Source organism: Pseudomonas cerasi (assembly GCF_027983475.1).
In the GTDB taxonomy this organism is placed as follows: domain Bacteria; phylum Pseudomonadota; class Gammaproteobacteria; order Pseudomonadales; family Pseudomonadaceae; genus Aquipseudomonas; species Aquipseudomonas cerasi.
The window spans coordinates 682,621-701,123 of sequence record NZ_JAQJVM010000003.1 but is presented as its reverse complement, the minus strand read 5'-3'; the positions used below and the strand labels follow the sequence as shown (position 1 = coordinate 701,123).

At 59.2% G+C, this 18,503-nt stretch carries 11 protein-coding genes and 2 pseudogenes; all 13 read right to left on the bottom strand.

The features are described from left to right. Positions 1-3 precede the first annotated feature (3 nt). Positions 4-5,205: an anti-phage protein ProA gene (locus PI739_RS19160; RefSeq protein ID WP_271352102.1), complete on the bottom strand. Its 5,202-nt coding sequence runs from the start codon at positions 5,203-5,205 to the stop codon at positions 4-6. A gap of 306 nt (positions 5,206-5,511) precedes the next feature. Continuing rightward, the gene (locus PI739_RS19155; RefSeq protein ID WP_271352101.1) at positions 5,512-7,116 is read right to left on the bottom strand and encodes a putative bifunctional diguanylate cyclase/phosphodiesterase; all 1,605 of its coding nucleotides are present in this window, start codon (positions 7,114-7,116) and stop codon (positions 5,512-5,514) included. Between the two features lie 273 nt (positions 7,117-7,389). Then, positions 7,390-7,818 (bottom strand): annotated as a pseudogene (locus PI739_RS24950) (methyl-accepting chemotaxis protein); the annotation flags it as partial. Between the two features lie 111 nt (positions 7,819-7,929). Continuing rightward, a pseudogene (locus tag PI739_RS24945) lies at positions 7,930-8,652 on the bottom strand (PAS domain-containing protein); the annotation flags it as partial. Between the two features lie 196 nt (positions 8,653-8,848). Beyond that, on the bottom strand, positions 8,849-9,499 hold the full coding sequence (locus PI739_RS19145) for an RraA family protein (RefSeq protein ID WP_003433962.1): 651 nt from the start codon (positions 9,497-9,499) through the stop codon (positions 8,849-8,851). Beyond that, entirely contained in the window at positions 9,490-10,269 is a 780-nt protein-coding gene (locus tag PI739_RS19140; RefSeq protein ID WP_054081414.1) for an IucA/IucC family C-terminal-domain containing protein, read from the bottom strand. The genes PI739_RS19145 and PI739_RS19140 overlap by 10 nt, the downstream gene beginning before the upstream one ends. Continuing rightward, a complete protein-coding gene (locus PI739_RS19135; protein WP_054081415.1) occupies positions 10,266-11,057 on the bottom strand; it encodes an ABC transporter ATP-binding protein in 792 nt (263 codons plus the stop codon). Before PI739_RS19135 ends, PI739_RS19140 begins: the two co-directional genes overlap by 4 nt. Positions 11,058-11,067: 10 nt before the next feature. After that, the gene (locus PI739_RS19130) at positions 11,068-12,099 is read right to left on the bottom strand and encodes a FecCD family ABC transporter permease (protein ID WP_054081416.1); all 1,032 of its coding nucleotides are present in this window, start codon (positions 12,097-12,099) and stop codon (positions 11,068-11,070) included. Continuing rightward, entirely contained in the window at positions 12,092-13,081 is a 990-nt protein-coding gene (locus PI739_RS19125; protein ID WP_054081417.1) for a FecCD family ABC transporter permease, read from the bottom strand. Before PI739_RS19125 ends, PI739_RS19130 begins: the two co-directional genes overlap by 8 nt. Further along, the gene (locus PI739_RS19120) at positions 13,078-13,983 is read right to left on the bottom strand and encodes an ABC transporter substrate-binding protein (protein WP_054081418.1); all 906 of its coding nucleotides are present in this window, start codon (positions 13,981-13,983) and stop codon (positions 13,078-13,080) included. The genes PI739_RS19125 and PI739_RS19120 overlap by 4 nt, the downstream gene beginning before the upstream one ends. Then, positions 13,973-15,856, bottom strand: a complete 1,884-nt coding sequence (locus PI739_RS19115) for an IucA/IucC family protein (RefSeq protein ID WP_054081419.1) — start codon at positions 15,854-15,856, stop codon at positions 13,973-13,975. The genes PI739_RS19120 and PI739_RS19115 overlap by 11 nt, the downstream gene beginning before the upstream one ends. Positions 15,857-15,859: 3 nt before the next feature. After that, a complete protein-coding gene (locus tag PI739_RS19110; RefSeq protein ID WP_003433971.1) occupies positions 15,860-16,633 on the bottom strand; it encodes an HpcH/HpaI aldolase family protein in 774 nt (257 codons plus the stop codon). Then, positions 16,633-18,498, bottom strand: a complete 1,866-nt coding sequence (locus tag PI739_RS19105) for an IucA/IucC family protein (protein WP_054081420.1) — start codon at positions 18,496-18,498, stop codon at positions 16,633-16,635. The genes PI739_RS19110 and PI739_RS19105 overlap by 1 nt, the downstream gene beginning before the upstream one ends. Positions 18,499-18,503 lie beyond the last annotated feature (5 nt).

Here is an 18,503-nt window from a genome sequence, read left to right as displayed (position 1 = left end):
CCATCAGTGGGGCGTAGGCTGTTCGTTTAGTGGGTCTGCTGTCCCCTCCCGGGATTGAGCCAAAAGATCGTTCAACGCTGCGTTCAGCCTCTGCAATGCTCCCTCTTTGTCTACCCACCATTCCGTGGACCATAGCCGCACCAGATTCCAGCCCAGACCGCTGAGAATTGCTCCGCGGACCTTGTCCCGATCCCGAGCAGTGGCAGCGCTGTGATAGGTAGCGCCATCGCATTCGACGCCAGCCAGATAGTCACCCGGACGATCGGGATGAACAATTCCCAGATCAATGCGGAAACGAGAGACTCCGATCTGCGGAATCACTTGCCACCCAAGACGCCTCAGGCCCTGAGCGACTGCCTCCTCGAACGGCGAGTCGTAACCACCGACCGAGCCTTGTACCGCCTCGGCCAAAGCTTTTGGTCCGCGCTGGGCAAACTCGATGAAATGCTTCAAATCACGGACTGCGCGGGCATTGGTGCGGTTCAGGTCAATCATTGAAGGATCAAAGGATGAGAACACCAACATTTGTGGGCGAGACCGGGTGATCGCCACGTTAAGCCTGCGCCAGCCGCCGTCCTTGTTGAGGGGACCGAAGTTCATGGACATGACCTGCGCGCCGGGCTCGGTAGGACCGTAGCCTATCCCGAGCATAATCAGGTCGCGCTCATCGCCCTGGACTGTCTCCAGATTCTTGACGACAACCGGCTCGGTCTGTGTGTCCTGAAAAAACGGCTCGATCTGCGGGTACTGCTTGCGGGCATTGTCCAACAGATCATTGATCAGTTTTTGCTGATCGGAGTTGAGCGTGATAATACCGATCGAATGGCCAGCAGCCACGAACGCGGGATCGGTAAGGCGCTTGACTGTCTCGCTGACAATGGCTTCGGCTTCAGCCTGGTTGTAGCGCCCTTTGCCTTTTGCATAAACACCGTCAACCCTGCGCCACTCGACGGCACTCGCGCGAGTCTCTGCTGCCGGAAAGGTAATGAGATTACTGTCGTAGTAACGATGATTGGAGAAGGCAATCAGGCTTTCATGGCGACTCCGGTAGTGCCAGCTCAGACTGTGGCTCGGCACCCCTGCTCCCAGGCATTCGTCCAGAATGCTTTCCATGTCTTCCGCGGTATCGTCGTCGCTGGCATTCGGGCCACGGTTGAAAAAGTTCGTCGGCGGCATTTGACGCGGGTCACCCGCGATAACCACTTGCCTGCCGCGAGCTATCGAACCGATTGCGTCCCATGGAGCAATCTGCGAAGCCTCGTCGAAAATGACCAGATCGAAAGGCGGTTGATCGGCGGGCAGGAATTGCGCAATCGACAGCGGGCTCATCAGCATGCAAGGCGCCAGGCGATTCAGCGCGTCGCCCATTTCGACAGCCAGTTGCCTGACAGGTTTGTGCCGGCGAGACTTCTGCAATTCATGTTTGAGAATGGCAAAGCCGCTGCTCTTGGGTATGTCATTTTTGGAGGGGATCAAGCCACACAGTTTGGCCCGGATGTAACGCACCGTCAGTTTCGCCATTTCGTCGTCCAGACGAACGAAAGCCGCAATATCACTCATGTGCTCGGCAGCCACAAAATTCCGCAACAGAGGTTCGCCGTCTATACCCTGCGTAGCGAACCAATGGGCATAGGCCGTGATGAAGGTTTCCTCGCTTGCTGCAGGTGACAGACTCCCTGCCTCGAGCGCACGCGCCAGACTGGCTAACCCAGCCTCACCAGCCTGCTCGCGAACCCGGCACCAATCGCACCATGCCTTGAGCTGCTCTTCTTGTTGCTGGATTGAGAGCGAAGTAGCCCTCAACACGCCAACGCTCGGTTGTGTATCTGTACCGGCTGCAGATAATTCGGCAAACAGTCGAGCGGCGTCTTCATAGCGAGACAACGCCTGTTGCAAGGCTGATAACGCTACGCCGATTTGCCCGCCCGGCGCCAACATTTCGTTCGCCTCAACGACCAGCCGCGCGACGGCACCGCGTAGCGAAACGATGTGGTCCGGTGATTGGGCCAGACCGCTTATCAGCCCGCGTAGACGTTCAGCCATTGAGGCTGCACGAAATATCTGTGACACGTCACTGGTCAGGCCCTGCCAGCCCGGGATCGATTGCAGGCTGCCGGCCAATGTATCCAGTTCGTTCAGTTGCGCGTGCAGGCGCTCGAAAATCGCCAGGTCGCCAAGCGTGTCCGGCAGGCCTGCTGCGCCACCTGAAGAGGCCAGTTTCTTCGCGACCTTTTTCTTGGCGAAAGTCGCCAGGAACCAGAACTTTCCTTCGGCATCTCGCCATTCGCTGCGCATCGCCTCAACGGGAATGCGACGGCAGGCTTCGTCCGCATAATCCAGCGACAGACCTTCCTCAAGCTCTCGATAGCTTTCGATTAACTGGCACGCGTGCCGGGCGGCTTCAATACGCGCGACGGCGTCGGGTGCAAAAGCGAATGAGAGGTTCAGTCCATAGGACTCCACGACCAGAGTCGCCAGTTCGCCAAGGTGCTGAACCTGCGCCGCTTCGGCTACAGGCAAGTCAAGGTGCGTCAGGCCAAGAAGCCGTTCACTCGCGGTATTCAACGCGTCAAGGGCCTGCGGCAGCTCACGTGCGGCATTTGCAATGTGTGCCTGCCAGGCGTTCGACCACTGAGTCTGCGCCAGAGCGCCGAATTTGCCTGACAAATTACGTGCGGCATCACCGTTCAGGCCTAACCGGCGCGACAGATCCAGCAACTGGCTGTACTCGGCAGCATCATGCTGCGTGTCTGATGGCCAGGTCAGCCTGGGTGTTTGAGGGCCATGATCACGAACCACACGACCAATCGCCTGATGCAGGGAGAGCCCGTTGCTCCAGCGTCGGTGCAGTACCGCGACCAGATCGTTGAGTCGCGAACGCAGTGCCTGCAAACGAGTGGCTTCACGCTCCCATTCGTCGGCGCTCAATGCGTCGCTGACGTCCCAGGCGCGGTCCAGTTGTTTGAGTACTTCAACTTTAGAGGTCTTGCTTGAATGCAGTTCCAGGCAAAACTCGCCCAGCCCCTGTTCTGCTAGGCGACGGTAAACCACGTCCAGTGCCGCGCGCTTCTCTGCCACGAACAGTACGCGGCGGCCCAAGGCCAGATTGTGGGCAATCATGTTGGCAATGGTTTGCGACTTGCCGGTTCCCGGAGGCCCATCCATGACGAAACTATGAGTACCGGCAGATGCCACCACGGCAGATAACTGTGAAGAGTCGGCCGGCAACGGGGCGAAAAGCGTGGCGGGCGTTACTGACGAGTCCAGATGCTCTGGTCTGGGAAACTCGTCTGAACCGGAGAAGCCCTCATCTCCCTCAGCGGGGTCCAGCAAATGTTTGACCAAAGGGCTTTGCAGCAGCTGTGCTGCGTTGGCATTCAGGTCTTTCCACATCAGGTATTTGGCAAATGAGAAGGTTCCCAACACAAGTTCGGTACTCACCTCGAAACCCGGCACGTCACGCACTGCTCGCCGCACCATGTTCCAGATACCCGTCACATCAATGCCACTTTCATCGCTGGGCAGTTCGCCGTCCAGTCCGGGAATTACCAACTCGAAGTCATGGCGCAGCAGTTCAAGCAGCGTCAGATTGAAACGTGGTTCCTCATCAAGAAGGCTTAGCGTTACCCCGGACAAGGCACTTTTACGTTCAAGTTTTACTGGCAGCAAGATCAGGGGCGCGGAGTAAGTTTTCGGGTCGTCGGCACTCTTCTTCCATTTGAGAAAGCCGATGGCCAGAAACAGTGTGTTTGCACCGCCCTCTTCCAGATCGCTACGCGCCTTTCGGAACAGATCAATCAGGGTGGCTTCAAGTTTGACGTTTTCCAGCCCGGCGAGCACTTCACCACGAGCAAGAGCCTGACGAGCAACTTCGTCGACCAGGTTTTCATTATTCTGCTGTTCGTACAGCGCCACATCCCGGCCACTGCTTTTCAGGTCAGGCACCGGCAGCACGCGAATTCGCTGACCACTGGAGAGAAGGTCTTCAAGCGCTGCCGGATCGGGGCACAACAGGCGTACGCCTTTTGCGCTGTCCGGGAGATGCAGGAGACGGTTGCGGGTCGTCAGATCGAGGAGTTTGCGTTGCCACAGCGTCAGTTTGCCGGCAGGACCTTCGCTGTCGGTATTTATTTCGACATCGAACCCCGGGAGTGCCGGCGCCTCCTCCAGTCCTTCAATAGTGGGCGGAGCATCGGCTGTCGCATCAGATCCTTCTGTTACTGATATGAGCGCCATCGGACGAATCTTCTGCATCCGGGCACGGTGCAAATCGATGGCCATGATGAACTGCTCATCATCGAGTTGCCGCTCGGCAGCTGCAATGGCCTGGGAGAACCCCGGCGCAGGTGTCTGGGTAGAAAGGGTGGTTTCGAAGACCACCATTTCCTTCAGATCCAGGCGTTTGCGTACTGCCGACGCCTCATCGGTCAACAATTGGGAAAACTCTTGAGGCTGCAACCATACGCCTGCAAATGCATGTCCCTTGGTCATGATCAGCAGAGCATTCAAGCCCGCCTGCTCCAACGCCGCAGCAAACAGCAATGCAGTGTCCAGACAGGTCGCCACGCCGTTTTCCAGAACCACACTCGGAGGCCTGACTTTTTGGCCCTGCTGCTCAAAACTGGCCGGGGGTAATGCATAGCTCAACTGAAAGCTGCACACTCCTGACCAAATGGCAGAGGCAAGCTCCCAGGTTCGCGTACGCGACTTGCTTTCATAGCCGTCAATGCCATCTTTCTTGCCTGCGCGCCGTAATACCTGTGAAGCGGCCTTGAGTACGCGATCTACCGCGGGATCATTGGGCATGCAGAAAGCTGCAAGCAACTCCGGCATTGCGCTCAAGCCGCCCCATTCTGTTCGCGCCAGGAGTTCTATAGGGAAGCGCTGCTCGACGAGCACGTTGTCGCCCTGGGACAAGCGCATCACCACGTCTGCGCTGAGGCTTTCAGTCAGCCCGGCCAAATAACCCGCATTAAGCTTGATATCGCGCTCGGAGATGTTGAGGCGATCACCTGCATGGATGCGGTCTATATGCCAAGTCCGGCTTTCTACGAAATCGGGGTCGGTGCTTAAACTCAGGGTCAGGTTTTCAAAACCGGTTTCGTCCTGGTTCCAGATACTTAGTTCACGTACCAGCGGTACGGCGTTCTGGTGAGAGGCGAAACCGATCTTCCGGGCGATCAGCGCCTCAATCTCGATGTTCATTCACGGGCTCCTGAAGCTGCGAGCGCTTGCCTCATAGAGGCAGCCAAAATGCGCATATACTCCATGAGTCATCGACAATAAGGAATGCTTATATGTGAATGGAACGCCTTATTCGCAGCAGCACCTCACGTTGACGCGATCGGCGCCAATCCCGATCACAGTTCCAAGAGGGTGCCGCAGCTCGCTGTACTGGCAGAAAGCCGCAGGGTTTATTGAGCGCCAAGCACTAGAGAACTCTCATCGTCTCTGGTGAATCCAAAGTTCCGCATTGAAGTTCGAAAGCGCCTGACTTGAAGCACATCCCCCTTATTTTCCAGGAACCGCCAACGCCCTGACCGGCCCTTTAGTCTCACTCATTGTCAGCAGCTCTGTTACCTGAGCCAACGGTAAGGGCCGTCCGAACAGGTAACCTTGGGCAAAGTCGCACTCATGAGTGGCCAGCCAGTCAGCCAGTCGCTCGTGCTCAACACCCTCGGCGGTGATTTTCATCCGCAGGCTTTTCCCCAGAGCGAGGATGGCCTTGACCATCTCGTTCTGGTTCTCGAGCGTCGTGTCGAAGAACGATCTGTCGATCTTGATCTTGTCGATGGCAAGTTTGGTCAGGTGGTAAAGCCCTGAATAGCCGGTCCCGAAATCGTCCAGGGCGACGCTCACGCCCATCGCGCGCAGACGTTCGAGATTCAGGCGGGCACTGTCGACATTGGCGACGAGAGCGTTTTCCGTCACTTCCACTTCCAGCCGACTCAGCGGGAATTTTCCTTCGCTGGCCAACTGTTCCAGCCAGTCCGGAAAGTCGGGACTTTCGATCATCAGTGAGGTGACATTGATTGCCAGCGTGAAGTCGCTTGGCCAAGCGCGTGCCTGATCGAAGGCCTGAAGCAAAAGGGTCGCGGTGAGTGGCTTGATCAGCCCCAACTGTTCTGCTACGGGTATGAAGTCAAGCGGCAGAATGATTCCGCGCTCCGGATGCAGCCATCGCGCCAACAGTTCGAACCCGGACAGGCGCTGCTCGGGAAGGCTGACAATGGGCTGATAGAACGGTTGAATATCCTTCTCTTCGATAGCCAGGGTGAGTTCCCGCGCGAACTGCTCCTGCAGGCGCTGCTCGCGCTCGAAGCTGACTTCATAGAAATGAAATGTGGCTCGGCCACCGGTCTTGCCGCGGTACATGGCGCTGTCAGCACGTTGCAGCAAGAGGTCGGCGTCTGAGCCGTCCATTGGCGCAATGGCAATGCCGAGGGTTGCACTCAGGACCACACGCGGCAGGCCAACGCTGGATGCCGCGATTTTGGCCAGAATGTTTTCAGCGAGCGGCCCCAGTTCGGCATGGCTGAAGTCACCGCTGACCGCCAGGCCAAACTCGTCGCCACCCAGTCGCGCAACGGAAGCCTGCCACCCGACAGTGGCGTCGCGCAGGCTTTCGGCAACGGCGCAGATCGCCGCGTCTCCCGCCGCATGCCCGTGGGTATCGTTGATGAGCTTGAATTTATCCAGGTCGATCAGAAAAACCGCAGTTTGTGTCGCTGGCTGCCGTAAGCGTGCAACCAGTTGCTCGTGAAACACACGCCGATTGAGCAAGCCGGACAAAGGATCGTGGCGGGCCAGAGATTCGCTGAGCGCCTGTGACTCGAGCAAATCGTTGTAGCTGCTATGGAGCCGTTGCATCAGGCGTTTCAGAAGAATGAACGGTATAACCATCGATAACACTGCAAAGCCTGTCGAGGTCAATACAAAACGCCAACGCTCGGCGTTTTCGAAGTCCTGGTCGTAGGGTAAGCCCATTGCGACCATGGCGACGGATTCAAGTTCGAATTCCCACGCGATGGCCAACAGAAAAATAGAGAACACGTAAAACCACAACAAGGTGTAAAGGTACTTACGAACCATGTGTGGGCTGCGCAGGAAAGTCATAGTAACGATGCTCGAAATGACGGCGGGTGCAACGGTTATAAGCAGGGTATCGGTAGCCGGCTATCAGTCTTGAGGCAGTAGCACAGTGATTCCGATAGTGGGCGCCTTGCGCGAGTGCTGTCCCATCGATTTAATAAAACACACTCATTTAAAACTTTTATACGCAGGTGGCTCTGCACAGATCAGTACACTTCCTTTCCTGTTTAACTGCGCAGTGAGTGACTCAGGGCAGCACACCTTTAGTGTCCCCTGAGTCGACCCGACTGTTCACACTTAACTGGAGCGCTGGTCCACAAACCGGCTGACTGCCCGCACTACCGTGTTGGCGCCTTGCTGGATTTCCTGGATCACACGGTCTGCGTCGTTGGCCAATACCAGCGCCTCGGAAGCCTGTTCGGTGCTGCGCACAATGACGCCTACCGCGTCTGAAGCCAGGCTTTGGTTGGTCTTCACGACGTTTACGATTTCTTCCGCGGCTTTTGTCGTGCGGGAGGCCAGCTGGCGCACCTCATCGGCTACTACGGCAAACCCCCTGCCCTGTTCGCCAGCCCTGGCGGCTTCAATCGCTGCGTTCAGCGCGAGCAAGTTGGTTTGTTCGGCAATGCCGCTGATGGTTTTAATGATTGTCCCAATCACCTGACTTTGCGAATCCAGTGCTTCGATACCTCGTGTAGCCTCTGCCATCGAAATGGTCAGCTGGCCGAGCATATGCAGCGTGTCCTTGATGACTTTTCGGCCTTGCTGCGCGCTGCTGTCAGTATCGATAGATGTTTGATAAGCCATTTCCGATGCTTCGGCGACGGCCTTCTCGCGCTCGACCTGTTCAGTGATGACCGTCGCGAACTTGGCAATTTTATAGAGTTTGCCGTTGGCGTCGGTAATCGGGTTGTAAGACGCCTCCAGCCATACATCACGACCACCTTTGTCAACTCGACGAAAACGATCGACGATAAACTCACCTCGGCGCAGTCTTTCCCAGAACTGGGTATACGCGTCAGAAGCGGATTCTTCAGGCAGGCAGAAAATCTTGTGATGTTTGCCCTTTATCTGATTGAGTTCGTAACCCATCGCCTTCAGAAAATTGTCATTGGCGCCTATGACAATGCCATCGAGGGTGAAATCGATAACGGCGGTGGAGCGCTGCAGTGCGTTGACCAGGGCCTCGTTCTCACGCGAGGCTTCAATGGTTCGCGTCAGAACACTCGAGTACAGGGTGATCTGCTCGACGCCGCCGGTTTCATTTTTATAAGGAACGACAATGGTTCTCAGCCACACCCTCGATCCGGCCTTGCTGACCAGGCGCAACGTGCCGCTGAAATGCTTGCCGTCGCGAATCGCGGTCAACGCGCGTTTCTGGTGAACGTCACCGCTCAGTTCCGGCGGGCTCAGTTCAGACAGGTTGCGTCCGACAAGCTCTGCTTGGGCGTAGCTCATCTCCGTCTCGAACAACGCATTGACGGTCTGTACCTTGCCCGTGCCATCCAGAACGACGGCGACTGTCTCCAGATTGAGGATTTGCCCTGCTTGCTCAAGCATGGCGAGGCGGCGCTCCAATGCCTTATTGGTATTTTTCAAATGCGAATTGAACATTGCGGCTATCCGGGACAGTTTGGGTTTGCAATCTGCATCGGTCATCGAACCGCAATCTTGAGCAGTGCCGGCGAACTTAATACGTAAATGGCCTGCCTATTGTCTGATTGTTGATATTAGGATCCAAATATTAAACATATTGTCATTGCCGACTTCTGATTTCCGGCTGCTGCCCCTTAAGTCTGTCGAGCAATTCCGCCCGTCTTTTTCTGTCCGCACTCTCCTTGCCAAGCAACTCGGGTAACAGTTCGTTCGCCTGTTGCGGACTCAGGATAAACACCCCGTCATCATCCCCGACTGCGATATCCCCCGGCTTTACATCCACGCCGCCTACATTGATCAGCCCATTGAGCTCGCCGCTTTCCCCGAGACTGCGCGTCGTCATTGCGCTGACTCCCCGGCTGAACACGGGCAGACGATGTTCGCGCAAGGCGGCGACGTCGGTAACCGTACCCGAGATGATGACGCCGGCAAGCCCCTTGATGAGCGCGGCCAGGGTGCGCAGTTCGCCCCAGCAGGCACAATGCTCGTCGCCGACGCATTCAATCACCAGCACATCCCCGGGCAGGCTGTTCAGCAAAGCGTCGCGCAGGATGCTGCCGTCCGGCAGCTGCAGTTTGACCGTGACAACATTGCCGACCAGTCTGGCACCCTCGAACAGCGGCCTGATCCCACGCAGGTAACCCACGTCGGTCAGATGGCCAATGGTTGACGCGGCAACATCACGGTATTGCTCTATGACCGCGTCGCTGAGCTGTTGCTGGCGGTGGGCGATCTGCTTGTTCATCGACATTTTTTGGGCCTCAGTAACGGGCAGGTCGAGCAATACTCGACAGGGTTGCTGGCGTCATAATAGAAGCAGCAGGTACGCCGAAAACGGACGCTTTTGCCTTCGCCTTCGAGCACAATCGGTGGACGGCGGAAGTGTTTGAGCGGGTTGTAGGTCAGGCCGAACAGCGCCGGATCGGCCTGATGCAGCAGCCAGTCGAAATCGGCTTCACAGCGCTGCCGGATCACTAGGTCTTCAACCGTGTCCATGCGCTTGTCGTACAGCGAATAGACACGTACTGCGGTGTTTTCCCACAAAATGCGTCGGGAAATGCCAGTGACACGGTTGAAGGTTTCCCACAGTGGCTGAAGCAGGTCGCGGAACAGGGTGGCGACGATCACATCACGCCACGCCTCGCGAGCCCCCGGTGCGTAACCCACAGGCGTTGTATCGAGCAAGGGCATTGAAGAGGTCCAAAGGCCGTTATCGTGCGCGTATTCAACCACGCTATTGTCCAGCGACAGGGCCAGGCCCTTGTCGTAGACCGACATCGCGTACAGACAAGCACCGGTGCTGAGGAAGGAAAAGCGCTTGGCCAGCAATGACGCGGTGATTGCCGGGGTCGGAGAACCGATCACCGGCCCCAGCACGCCGAGCAATTGCTCGCAGACGGCGTCGTCCAGCAGCGCTCGGGCCGGGAGTGAGCGCGGATCGTGTTCACCTGCCGGCCTGAGCCGCAGCGCCCCGGACAGCAACGACCATTCGGACTCGCTGAACGCCTGCGCCAGACTCATTGCGGCAGTTCCCGGCCAAAGGGAATGCACAGCGGCGTACCAAAGAATGGATCGGCGATGATTCGGCAGTTGAGGCCGAAGACCTGCTTGACCAGCGCCTCGCTGAGGATGTCCGCCGGACGTCCCTGGGCAAAGGCGCTGCGTTCGTGGACAGCGACCATGTGATCGGCGTAACGGCAGGCCAGATTCAGGTCATGCAGTACCATCACGATGGTCTTGCCTTCTTGCCGATTCAGGTCGCGCAAGAGGTCCAGCACTTCGATCTGATGAGCCAGATCGAGAAAGGTCGTCGGTTCGTCCAGCAATACAATGTCGGTATCCTGCGCCAGGGTCATGGCGATCCATGCGCGCTGACGCTGACCACCTGACAGGGCATCGACAGGTCTGTCGGCCAGTTCCTGCATGCCGGTCTGCGCCAGAGCCCGTGCGACCATGGCTTCATCCTCGGCGGACCATTGCTGCATCCAGTTCTGATAGGGATAACGCCCCAACGCCACCAATTGCCGTACGCTGATGCCTTCCGGTGCGCTGGGCATCTGCGGCAGAATCGCCAGTTCACGCGCGACAGTCGCAGTGGACTTCTGGTGAATGTCGGCACCGTTGAGTACGACGGTGCCTTGCTGGGGTTTGAGCAGGCGCGCCAGGGATTTGAGCAAGGTGCTTTTGCCGCAACCGTTACTGCCGATCAGCACGGTCACCTGGCCTGCGGGTAGCTGCAGATCAAGGCTGTCGATGATCACCTGCCGCTGGTAACTCAGGGTCAGGTCGTGGGTTGCGATTGGCGCCATCCGTAATTCCTTAATGCCGCTGGTTGATCAATAGGTACAGAAAAAACGGTGTGCCCAGCACCGCGACAAAAATCCCTGCGGGCAGATCCAGCGGCAGAAACAGCGTGCGCCCGGCCAGATCGGCAAGCATCACCAGATTGGCACCGATCAGCGCCGCCATCAGCGCCTGACCGACGAACCCCGGCGGCATCAGGCGTTTGGCGATATGAGGCGCTATCAGCCCGACAAAGGCAATCGCCCCGCCCCAGGCGACCGCCAGGCCGGCCAGCGCCACGCTCACCAGCAGCAAACCGGCACGCAACCATTGCACGCGCACGCCGATGCCCTGGGCCAGCGCGTCATCCAGTTGTTGCATGCGCACCTGACGGGCGAGCAGCGCCAGCAGCGGCAACGTCAACAATAGCCAGCCGGCCAGCGCGCGGGGCTCCGGCCAACTGGCACCATACACGCTCCCGGTCAGCCAGACATAAGCCGACAAGGTGGTGGTCAACGGGCTGAACACCAGAATGAACGTGGTGACAGCAGCCAGCAAAGCCGACACCCCTACCCCGATCAATACCATGCGCAAGGGTGAAGCGCCCTGATTCCAGGCCAGCAGATAAATGACCAGTGCCGCGAGGCCTGCGCCAGAGATCGCCGCCAGGGGCAGAAACTGCGCACCCAGTGCAGCCGAGAAGAATGACAGGTACAACACGGCTGCGGCGCTGGCGCCGCTGGTGATGCCTAACAGATCCGGTGAGGCCAGCGGGTTGCGAATGATGCTTTGCAGGATCAGCCCGGACACCGCCAGGGCCGCACCGACCAGTGCGGCCAGGGCGAGCCGGGGCATGCGCAGTTGTTCAACGATGAACACCAGGCTGGCGTCCGCCTGGCCGGTAAAAACACGCAGCAGGGTCGTGGGCGACAGGTTGATCTTGCCCACGGCCAGCGAGATCAAGGCAACCAGCAGCGTCAGCGCCAGACCCGTAAGCAAACGCGTCAACACTGTCAGGCTGAACTGCCGGGAAAAGCTCCGGTAGCGCACGGTGACATGCTTATCCATAGCGCGCCCCCCGCCGAACCAGCGCAATGAAAAACGGCGCACCAAACAGCGCAGTCATTACACCCACCGGCACTTCCTGAGGGACAATCACCACTCGTGCCAGGGTGTCGGCCAGCAACAACAGCGTCGCGCCCAGCAACGCACAGCCGGGCAGCAGCCAGCGATGGTCGATGGACAGCGTCTTGCGCACCATGTGCGGCACCAGCAGACCGATGAAGCCGATACTGCCCGCCAGCGCCACGGCGCTGCCTGCCAGGGCAATGATCACCACGCTCATCATCAGGCGAATCAGCCCCGTACGCTGTCCCAAAGCCGTCGCGATGGATTCCCCGGTGTTGAGCACGTTGACCTGCCCCGCCAGCACCAGTGCGCCGACAAGCCCCATGACCACGCAGAAGAGCAGCGGCGCAGCGGTGCTCAGTTCGCGCTCCGACAAGGAGCCAGCCAACCAGAACAGCACGGTATCCAGACCGTCCTGATTGACCACCAGCAAGGCCTGACTGAATGCGGTAAACAAGGCAGTGATCGCTGCGCCAGCCAATACGATGCGCAATGGATTGAGGCTGCCCTGCCCCCGGTTGCCGATGACCCAGACGATCGTGCCCGCCACCGCAGCGCCGATGAACGCGCACCACAGCCATTGGCTCATGGACGACAGTGAAAGCAGCGACGAACAGGCGATGATGGCAAACGTCGCGCCGGCATTGATGCCGAACAGGCCAGGCGATGCCAGCGGATTGCGCGTCAGCGCCTGCATCAGCGCCCCGGCAACCGCCAGACTAGAGCCCACTGCGACGGCCATCAGGGTGCGTGTCAGCCGTGTGTCGAGCAGCACGTGCTCGATAGCGCTCAGCGCATCGGGCTGCCAGGCACTTCGCACAATGGCAGCGGGCGATATCCAGGTGGCCCCGGTGGCCAGACTCAACCCCATGCACGCTACCAGTACCAACAGCCCCAGGCCCAGTTTTACCGCAGCCGTCATGAGGCGCTATCCGCCAGCGCCACGCGAGCGATTTCATCAAGCATGCGGTTGGCGCCCAGAATGCCGCCGGACAGACTCCAGGCGACGGCATCCACGCGCCATACCTGAACGTCGCGTACTGCCCGCAACTGTTGCCAGAACGGGTTCTGTACCAGCTTGTCGTAAGTGTGTTGCGCGGCGGTGCTGTCCGCGCGCTGAAAGACGAAGAACAGGTCGGCATCGACCACAGGCAAACTCTCTTTACTGCTGAGTTTAAGGGACACGCCCGTGGCTTGGCGGGCCGCGGGCGTCCAGGCAAAGCCCAGTTCACTGAGCACCGAGCCAGCAAAGCTGGCCGGCAGATAGCTACGGATATGGTCTTCGCGAATGTCGAGCACCGACACGGTGATTGGCCAGCGTCCGGTGAACTTCGCCTGCAACTGGCCACGCAGCGCTGCCACACGCTGTTGCCATTGCCCGAGCAGCGCGATGGCCAGTTGTTGACGCTGCAGGGCCGCACCCATCATCGCCAGGGTGCGCTTGAATTCGAACACCTCTTCAAGCATCAGTACCGTACTGATCTGTTCCAGCAACGGTGCAATGCGCTGATGACGAAAGCGTGAGGCGACGATCAGGTCCGGCTTGAGCAGCACGATATCTTCAAGGCTCGGCTGGGTTTCCAGACCCACATGCGGTACCGCCGCCAGCGCCGGGCGCAGGTAGCGATACATCGGTTTTTCGCTCCACGAATCCACCACGCCGCAAGGCGTCACGCCCAGAGCCACGGCAGTATCGGACGCCCCCTGAAACAGGGTGACAACGCGTAGCGGCGCTGCCCGGGCAATGCCAGGCAGCGCCAGTAACCCCAGCGAAAGGCGCAACACTGTGCGCCGCGAAGGATGCAGGGTTCGGTCAGGTTGCACGGCGTAACCTGTGGAACGGGTTGACCACTTCGCCCTTGCCGAACGGCATGCTGCCCGGACCGCCCGCGCGCTCGATCATGGGTGTCAGCAGAAGTTTCTGCGGCCAGTTGGGGGCTTCGAACAGTTGTTGCCTGATCATGCCACGCGCCTCGTCGTCAAATTCGATGGTTGTGATCAGATTATCCAGAACATCACGCAATACGGTCCACAGCGCTGTGACAGGCACGTCATACACCTGCGCCAGCGTATCCATGATTGCCCGCACGTTTACCTGAATACCCAGTGTCTGCAGCCAGAACAGCAAGTCCTCGGGACGGTCATGATAAAGCGTATTGGCATGACCTTTCTTGATGCGATACTCCGGGTCGTGCATGCCGTTGCGCTCCAGCCAGGGCACGAAAATACGCAACGAGTCGTGGTCACGCAACAACAGCCCTTGCGCCTGTCCGGCTTTCCAGACCATGACCGCGTTCTGGCCATGCACTTCGCCGAGCATCCCCAGGCGGAACATGCGCAGGTTGATGTCGAAGAAACTGTGGCTCAACTCGCGAAACAGTGTCAGTACCGAAGCCTGATTGCGCGGCAGGTCGCGATAGTCCATCCACTCGTCGAAGAAATGCCGATTGCTCCCCGGTAGCGGTGTGCCCAGTGCCGCCATGGGCAGCAGGCGGCACTCCGGATCATCGAGCAAGGCGGCCGGATAGCCGCGCACCATCGCCGAAAGATGCCGAGGCCCTTCGTCGAACAACGTGGCTTGCGGCGGCATGAATGCCCACCATTTGCGCTCGTCGCACAAGTGCAGCGAACGGCCCAGGGTTTGATCCTTGTCGACCACCTGGCGCAGCAGTTTTTCGCTCAGCCCGCCGTTGATCATTTTGACCGCTGGCAGGTAACGCGAAGCGCCGAGCGAATAAATTGCCATGGGCAGCTTCAGGTAGTCAGCGCTGTTGAAGCACGGTGTCATCGAACGCAGCGACGAAGTGGCGTGGACCTGCGCCTGATTGAAGTCAAGCCGCTGGCAATCGCCCTTGGCGAACGCATCGCCCAGCTGGGCCTGCAGAACATGCTCGAACTGCCACGGGTGAACCGGCAGCGCAACATGGCTGCCGGCAATGCCACGCGTCTGCATCTCCTGGTCAAGCTCCGCTTGCAGGTGCTCGGGCAGCAGATAGCGGGCCGGAAACGATGCGTTCAAGTCCTCTACGCCGTCGCCGCATTGCAGCAAGGTCTTGTCGACCGCCACCCAGTTCAGCGCTACCGGCCGGGCGAACTCGGCCTGATAGTGTAAGTATTCCTGTTCATTCAAGCCTTGTTTGGCCTTGGCCAGCGGGTGATACGGGCGATCACGCAGCGACGCCCACTGCTCCATGGTCCTGAAGAAGGTTGCGCCGTCCTGAGCCATCAGGTTCTGCCCGTCGACCTTGTGGTCCAGCGACAGCGCGGTCTGCCAGACACTGATACGCAATACCTCGAGAAACAGCGCGATACCCTTTTCGTTGTCCTGGCGCTCGCTGTCCTGAAGCAGCGTTGCCTTGCCGGCGAACACCCACTTCATGAAGTCTTCCGGCGACAACTGCGTCCAGCGCTCGTCCTGTCGCCCCAGTACCGGCGTACCGGGTACTTTTTCCCATTGCTGGGTAATACCGGCGCGCAACGCGATGCTGATAAAGCGCTGCTCCGAATCATCGCAGCACCATTCCCAGATTTGCTGCGCACTGCCCTGCTCCACCAGTTGCGGAGCCTGTGGATGGCGCAGTTGCCATTGGCTGCTGTCCTGCAGGCGCAATGGCTCGCGACCAAAGAAATCTTCAGCCAGCAGGCAATCGACCAAATCCTGCATGACCAGGTCAGCGGCGAGTGAAGTGAAGTTCATGGTTTATTTTCCTTCTGCTGAATGTTGAGCCAGGCGGGCCTGAAGCGCGCGAAAGGCAATGCCGCGCTCATCCCCGAGGACAAAGGTGTTGACCCCGCGAGCCTGCCAGCGGGCAGCGTCACCGGGTTGACGAGGGATCGCGCAATAAGCGATGCCCGCCGCGTCGGCGGCTTGCCAGGTTGCAAGCAGCGCGTTTTGTACATCTGGTTGATCGATCTGCCAGGGCATGCCCAGTGACTGCGACAGGTCTGCCGCGCCTTCAAGAATCATGTCCAGCCCCGGCACGCTGGCGATCTCGGCGGCACGTCGCACGCCTTCGGCGCTTTCGATCATCGCCACCACCATGATCTGTTGATTGGCGGCCTCCACGTACTGCGCCAGGCTGTGCTTGCCGAAAGAGCCGGGACGTCCGGCATTGAGGCTGCGACGACCCAGCGGGTAGTACTTGCAGGCGGCAATCGCATCTGCCAATTGCTCAGGGCTCTCGATCATCGGCAAGACGATGCCCTGCGCGCCGCCATCGAGCAGGCGCAGCAGGGTTTTCGGGTTGAGATCGGCGACCCGCACCAATGGTGTAAGGCCGTAGCTCTCTGCCACACGGATCATGTTTTCCACGGTTTCCGGGTTGATCAGGACGTGCTCCATGTCGATGATCACGAAGTCGAACCCGGCTTCAGCGATCAACTCGATGGCGGCCGGGGCCGGAATCGAACTGATCACCCCGTGTGCCGGCTGTCCGTCCGCAACTCTGCTTTTGAGCGCATTGGTCCTCAGCATCATTGCGGCCTGTAGGTATGCAGTGGGTTAGGTACCGAGCGGAAGCGGCGCTCGCCATCTCCCAACAGGCGGCGCTTGGTCAGCTCTTCGACTTCGTACGAGGGCGCAAACACGTCAAACAGCCCGAAACGGTCGCGGTGCTGCGGGTGAGCCTGCTGATAGTCAAGAATGACGTCGGCGGTCATCTGCCAGAACAGTGCTTCGTCCAGCTGGTATTGCTGGCGCAGGAAAATCGCCATTTCGGCCAGGCAGATGAAGAAGAAACAATCGCAGGAAAAGTCGCGCACCGCGTTGACGTCGTCGGTAATGATGAACGAGTTGCGGTTGAGCTTTGCGTGGCTGGCGGGCAGCGGCACTAGCTCCGGGCACAGTTCGGGACGCCCGAGGTGCTCAGGTGAATAACGCACGCCGTCATGGAAGTCCTTGAGGGCGATGCGCTGCGGCCAGCCCTGCTTGACGATCAGCACGATGTTCTGGCCGTGGGACTCCATGCCGATGCCTTCGGCATAGAGCATGTGAATGATCGGCGGCACCGTGACCTGCAGCAGTTGCCGGGTCCATTCCTTGAGCCCGTACTGGCTGACCCATGCGTCTATGAAAGGCGTCTGCTGGCCATCACCGTAACGATTTTCCACATGGCTGAGGCCGTTGAATGGCACCGCCTGCTCGTCGTCCCGGAGGTATTGATGCAGGCTTTCCCGCCAAATCGCACCCAGCGTGCCGTAGGTCTGCGCCGAACGCGATTCCGGCAGATGGCGGTAATCGAAGCTCACCCCCGCCACCTCACCGAGAATCACGAAATCCAGCGCTTGAGCGGTGCTGTCGGTTGCGATCAACTGGTGCAGCCAATCGGTGATGATCGGGCCGTTCAACACCGTGTGGCGCGCCAGGATGCGTGTGCTGGAGGTGTTGGTCATGCTCATCGCCAGCTTGACGTATGGGCGCTGTGGCTGACTGGCGTTGGCCAGCGTGCGAATCGACTGCTGAGCCTTGTAGCGATCGGTCGAAGTACCCAGGTAAATCAGCTCGCCGCTGGCCAGTTCCGGGTAGAAGGTCGACACCGTGACGTTATCCCACTGCCACGGATGCACCGGCATCAGTTGATAGTCGTCGATGGACTTGCCCTGCGCGGCCAGTTCTTGAGTTATTTCCTGCCAGCGCTGTGTGCCCAGCTCCTGACGAATGAACGCCTGAAAATCCATGCTCCGCGAGTGGCCGACCGAGGCGCTGGATTTCGCCACGGCCAGCCAGACCACCGCGAAAGGCGTGGCAAATTCTGGCCCGTAGTGGCGGTTGTCCGCCAGGGAAAAGCCGATCCGCGACTTGTAGCACGGGTGATAGCTGTGGGCGTCCATGAAGTGCTGCTCCAGCGCATCGACATCCAGCTGATGCGCAGGCCTGGCGGGCTGATACCCCTGATTACGGGCCTGCAGGTCCTTGAGCTGGGTCTGCTCGATTTCCTGGATGAAGCGCGTCAGGTGCGGGCTGTCCTTGAACGGGCTGAGCAGCTCGGTCAACGCCAGATGCAGATCCGGCACGCTGCGTTCGCCGGTACTGTCCACCCGCTCAAGCGTGGCGTGATCGAGGCGGATCAGCTCGAAGCTGGTGCTCAGCAGACCGTCGCAGTGGTATTCCACACCGCCACTGACGGCCACGGCAAAACGATGCCGATGATCATCCAGCGGCTCACAGCGGTAAGGCAGCGCCGCCTCGTACAGCAGGGTTTGCAGCAACTGGCCGATCACGCGGCGTTGCACTTGCTGATAGCGCTCGGCGCTGACGTGGGCCAGCCAGGCACCCGTACCCGTCGTTGTATTTGTCGTTGTCGAAGCGGCGTTACGTTGCAGCGGTAAAGGGGTAGCCATGTTCA

What these genes read in the sequence shown, in the direction of transcription:
- PI739_RS19110 (WP_003433971.1), bottom strand. Translation starts at nt 16,633, where the DNA reads ATGCTGAGGACCAATGCGCTCAAAAGCAGAGTTGCGGACGGACAGCCG.
- PI739_RS19160 (WP_271352102.1), bottom strand. Translation starts at nt 5,205, where the DNA reads ATGAACATCGAGATTGAGGCGCTGATCGCCCGGAAGATCGGTTTCGCC.
- PI739_RS19140 (WP_054081414.1), bottom strand. Translation starts at nt 10,269, where the DNA reads ATGAGTCTGGCGCAGGCGTTCAGCGAGTCCGAATGGTCGTTGCTGTCC.
- PI739_RS19135 (WP_054081415.1), bottom strand. Translation starts at nt 11,057, where the DNA reads ATGGCGCCAATCGCAACCCACGACCTGACCCTGAGTTACCAGCGGCAG.
- PI739_RS19125 (WP_054081417.1), bottom strand. Translation starts at nt 13,081, where the DNA reads ATGACGGCTGCGGTAAAACTGGGCCTGGGGCTGTTGGTACTGGTAGCG.
- PI739_RS19115 (WP_054081419.1), bottom strand. Translation starts at nt 15,856, where the DNA reads ATGAACTTCACTTCACTCGCCGCTGACCTGGTCATGCAGGATTTGGTC.
- PI739_RS19155 (WP_271352101.1), bottom strand. Translation starts at nt 7,116, where the DNA reads ATGACTTTCCTGCGCAGCCCACACATGGTTCGTAAGTACCTTTACACC.
- PI739_RS19145 (WP_003433962.1), bottom strand. Translation starts at nt 9,499, where the DNA reads ATGTCGATGAACAAGCAGATCGCCCACCGCCAGCAACAGCTCAGCGAC.
- PI739_RS19130 (WP_054081416.1), bottom strand. Translation starts at nt 12,099, where the DNA reads ATGGATAAGCATGTCACCGTGCGCTACCGGAGCTTTTCCCGGCAGTTC.
- PI739_RS19105 (WP_054081420.1), bottom strand. Translation starts at nt 18,498, where the DNA reads ATGGCTACCCCTTTACCGCTGCAACGTAACGCCGCTTCGACAACGACA.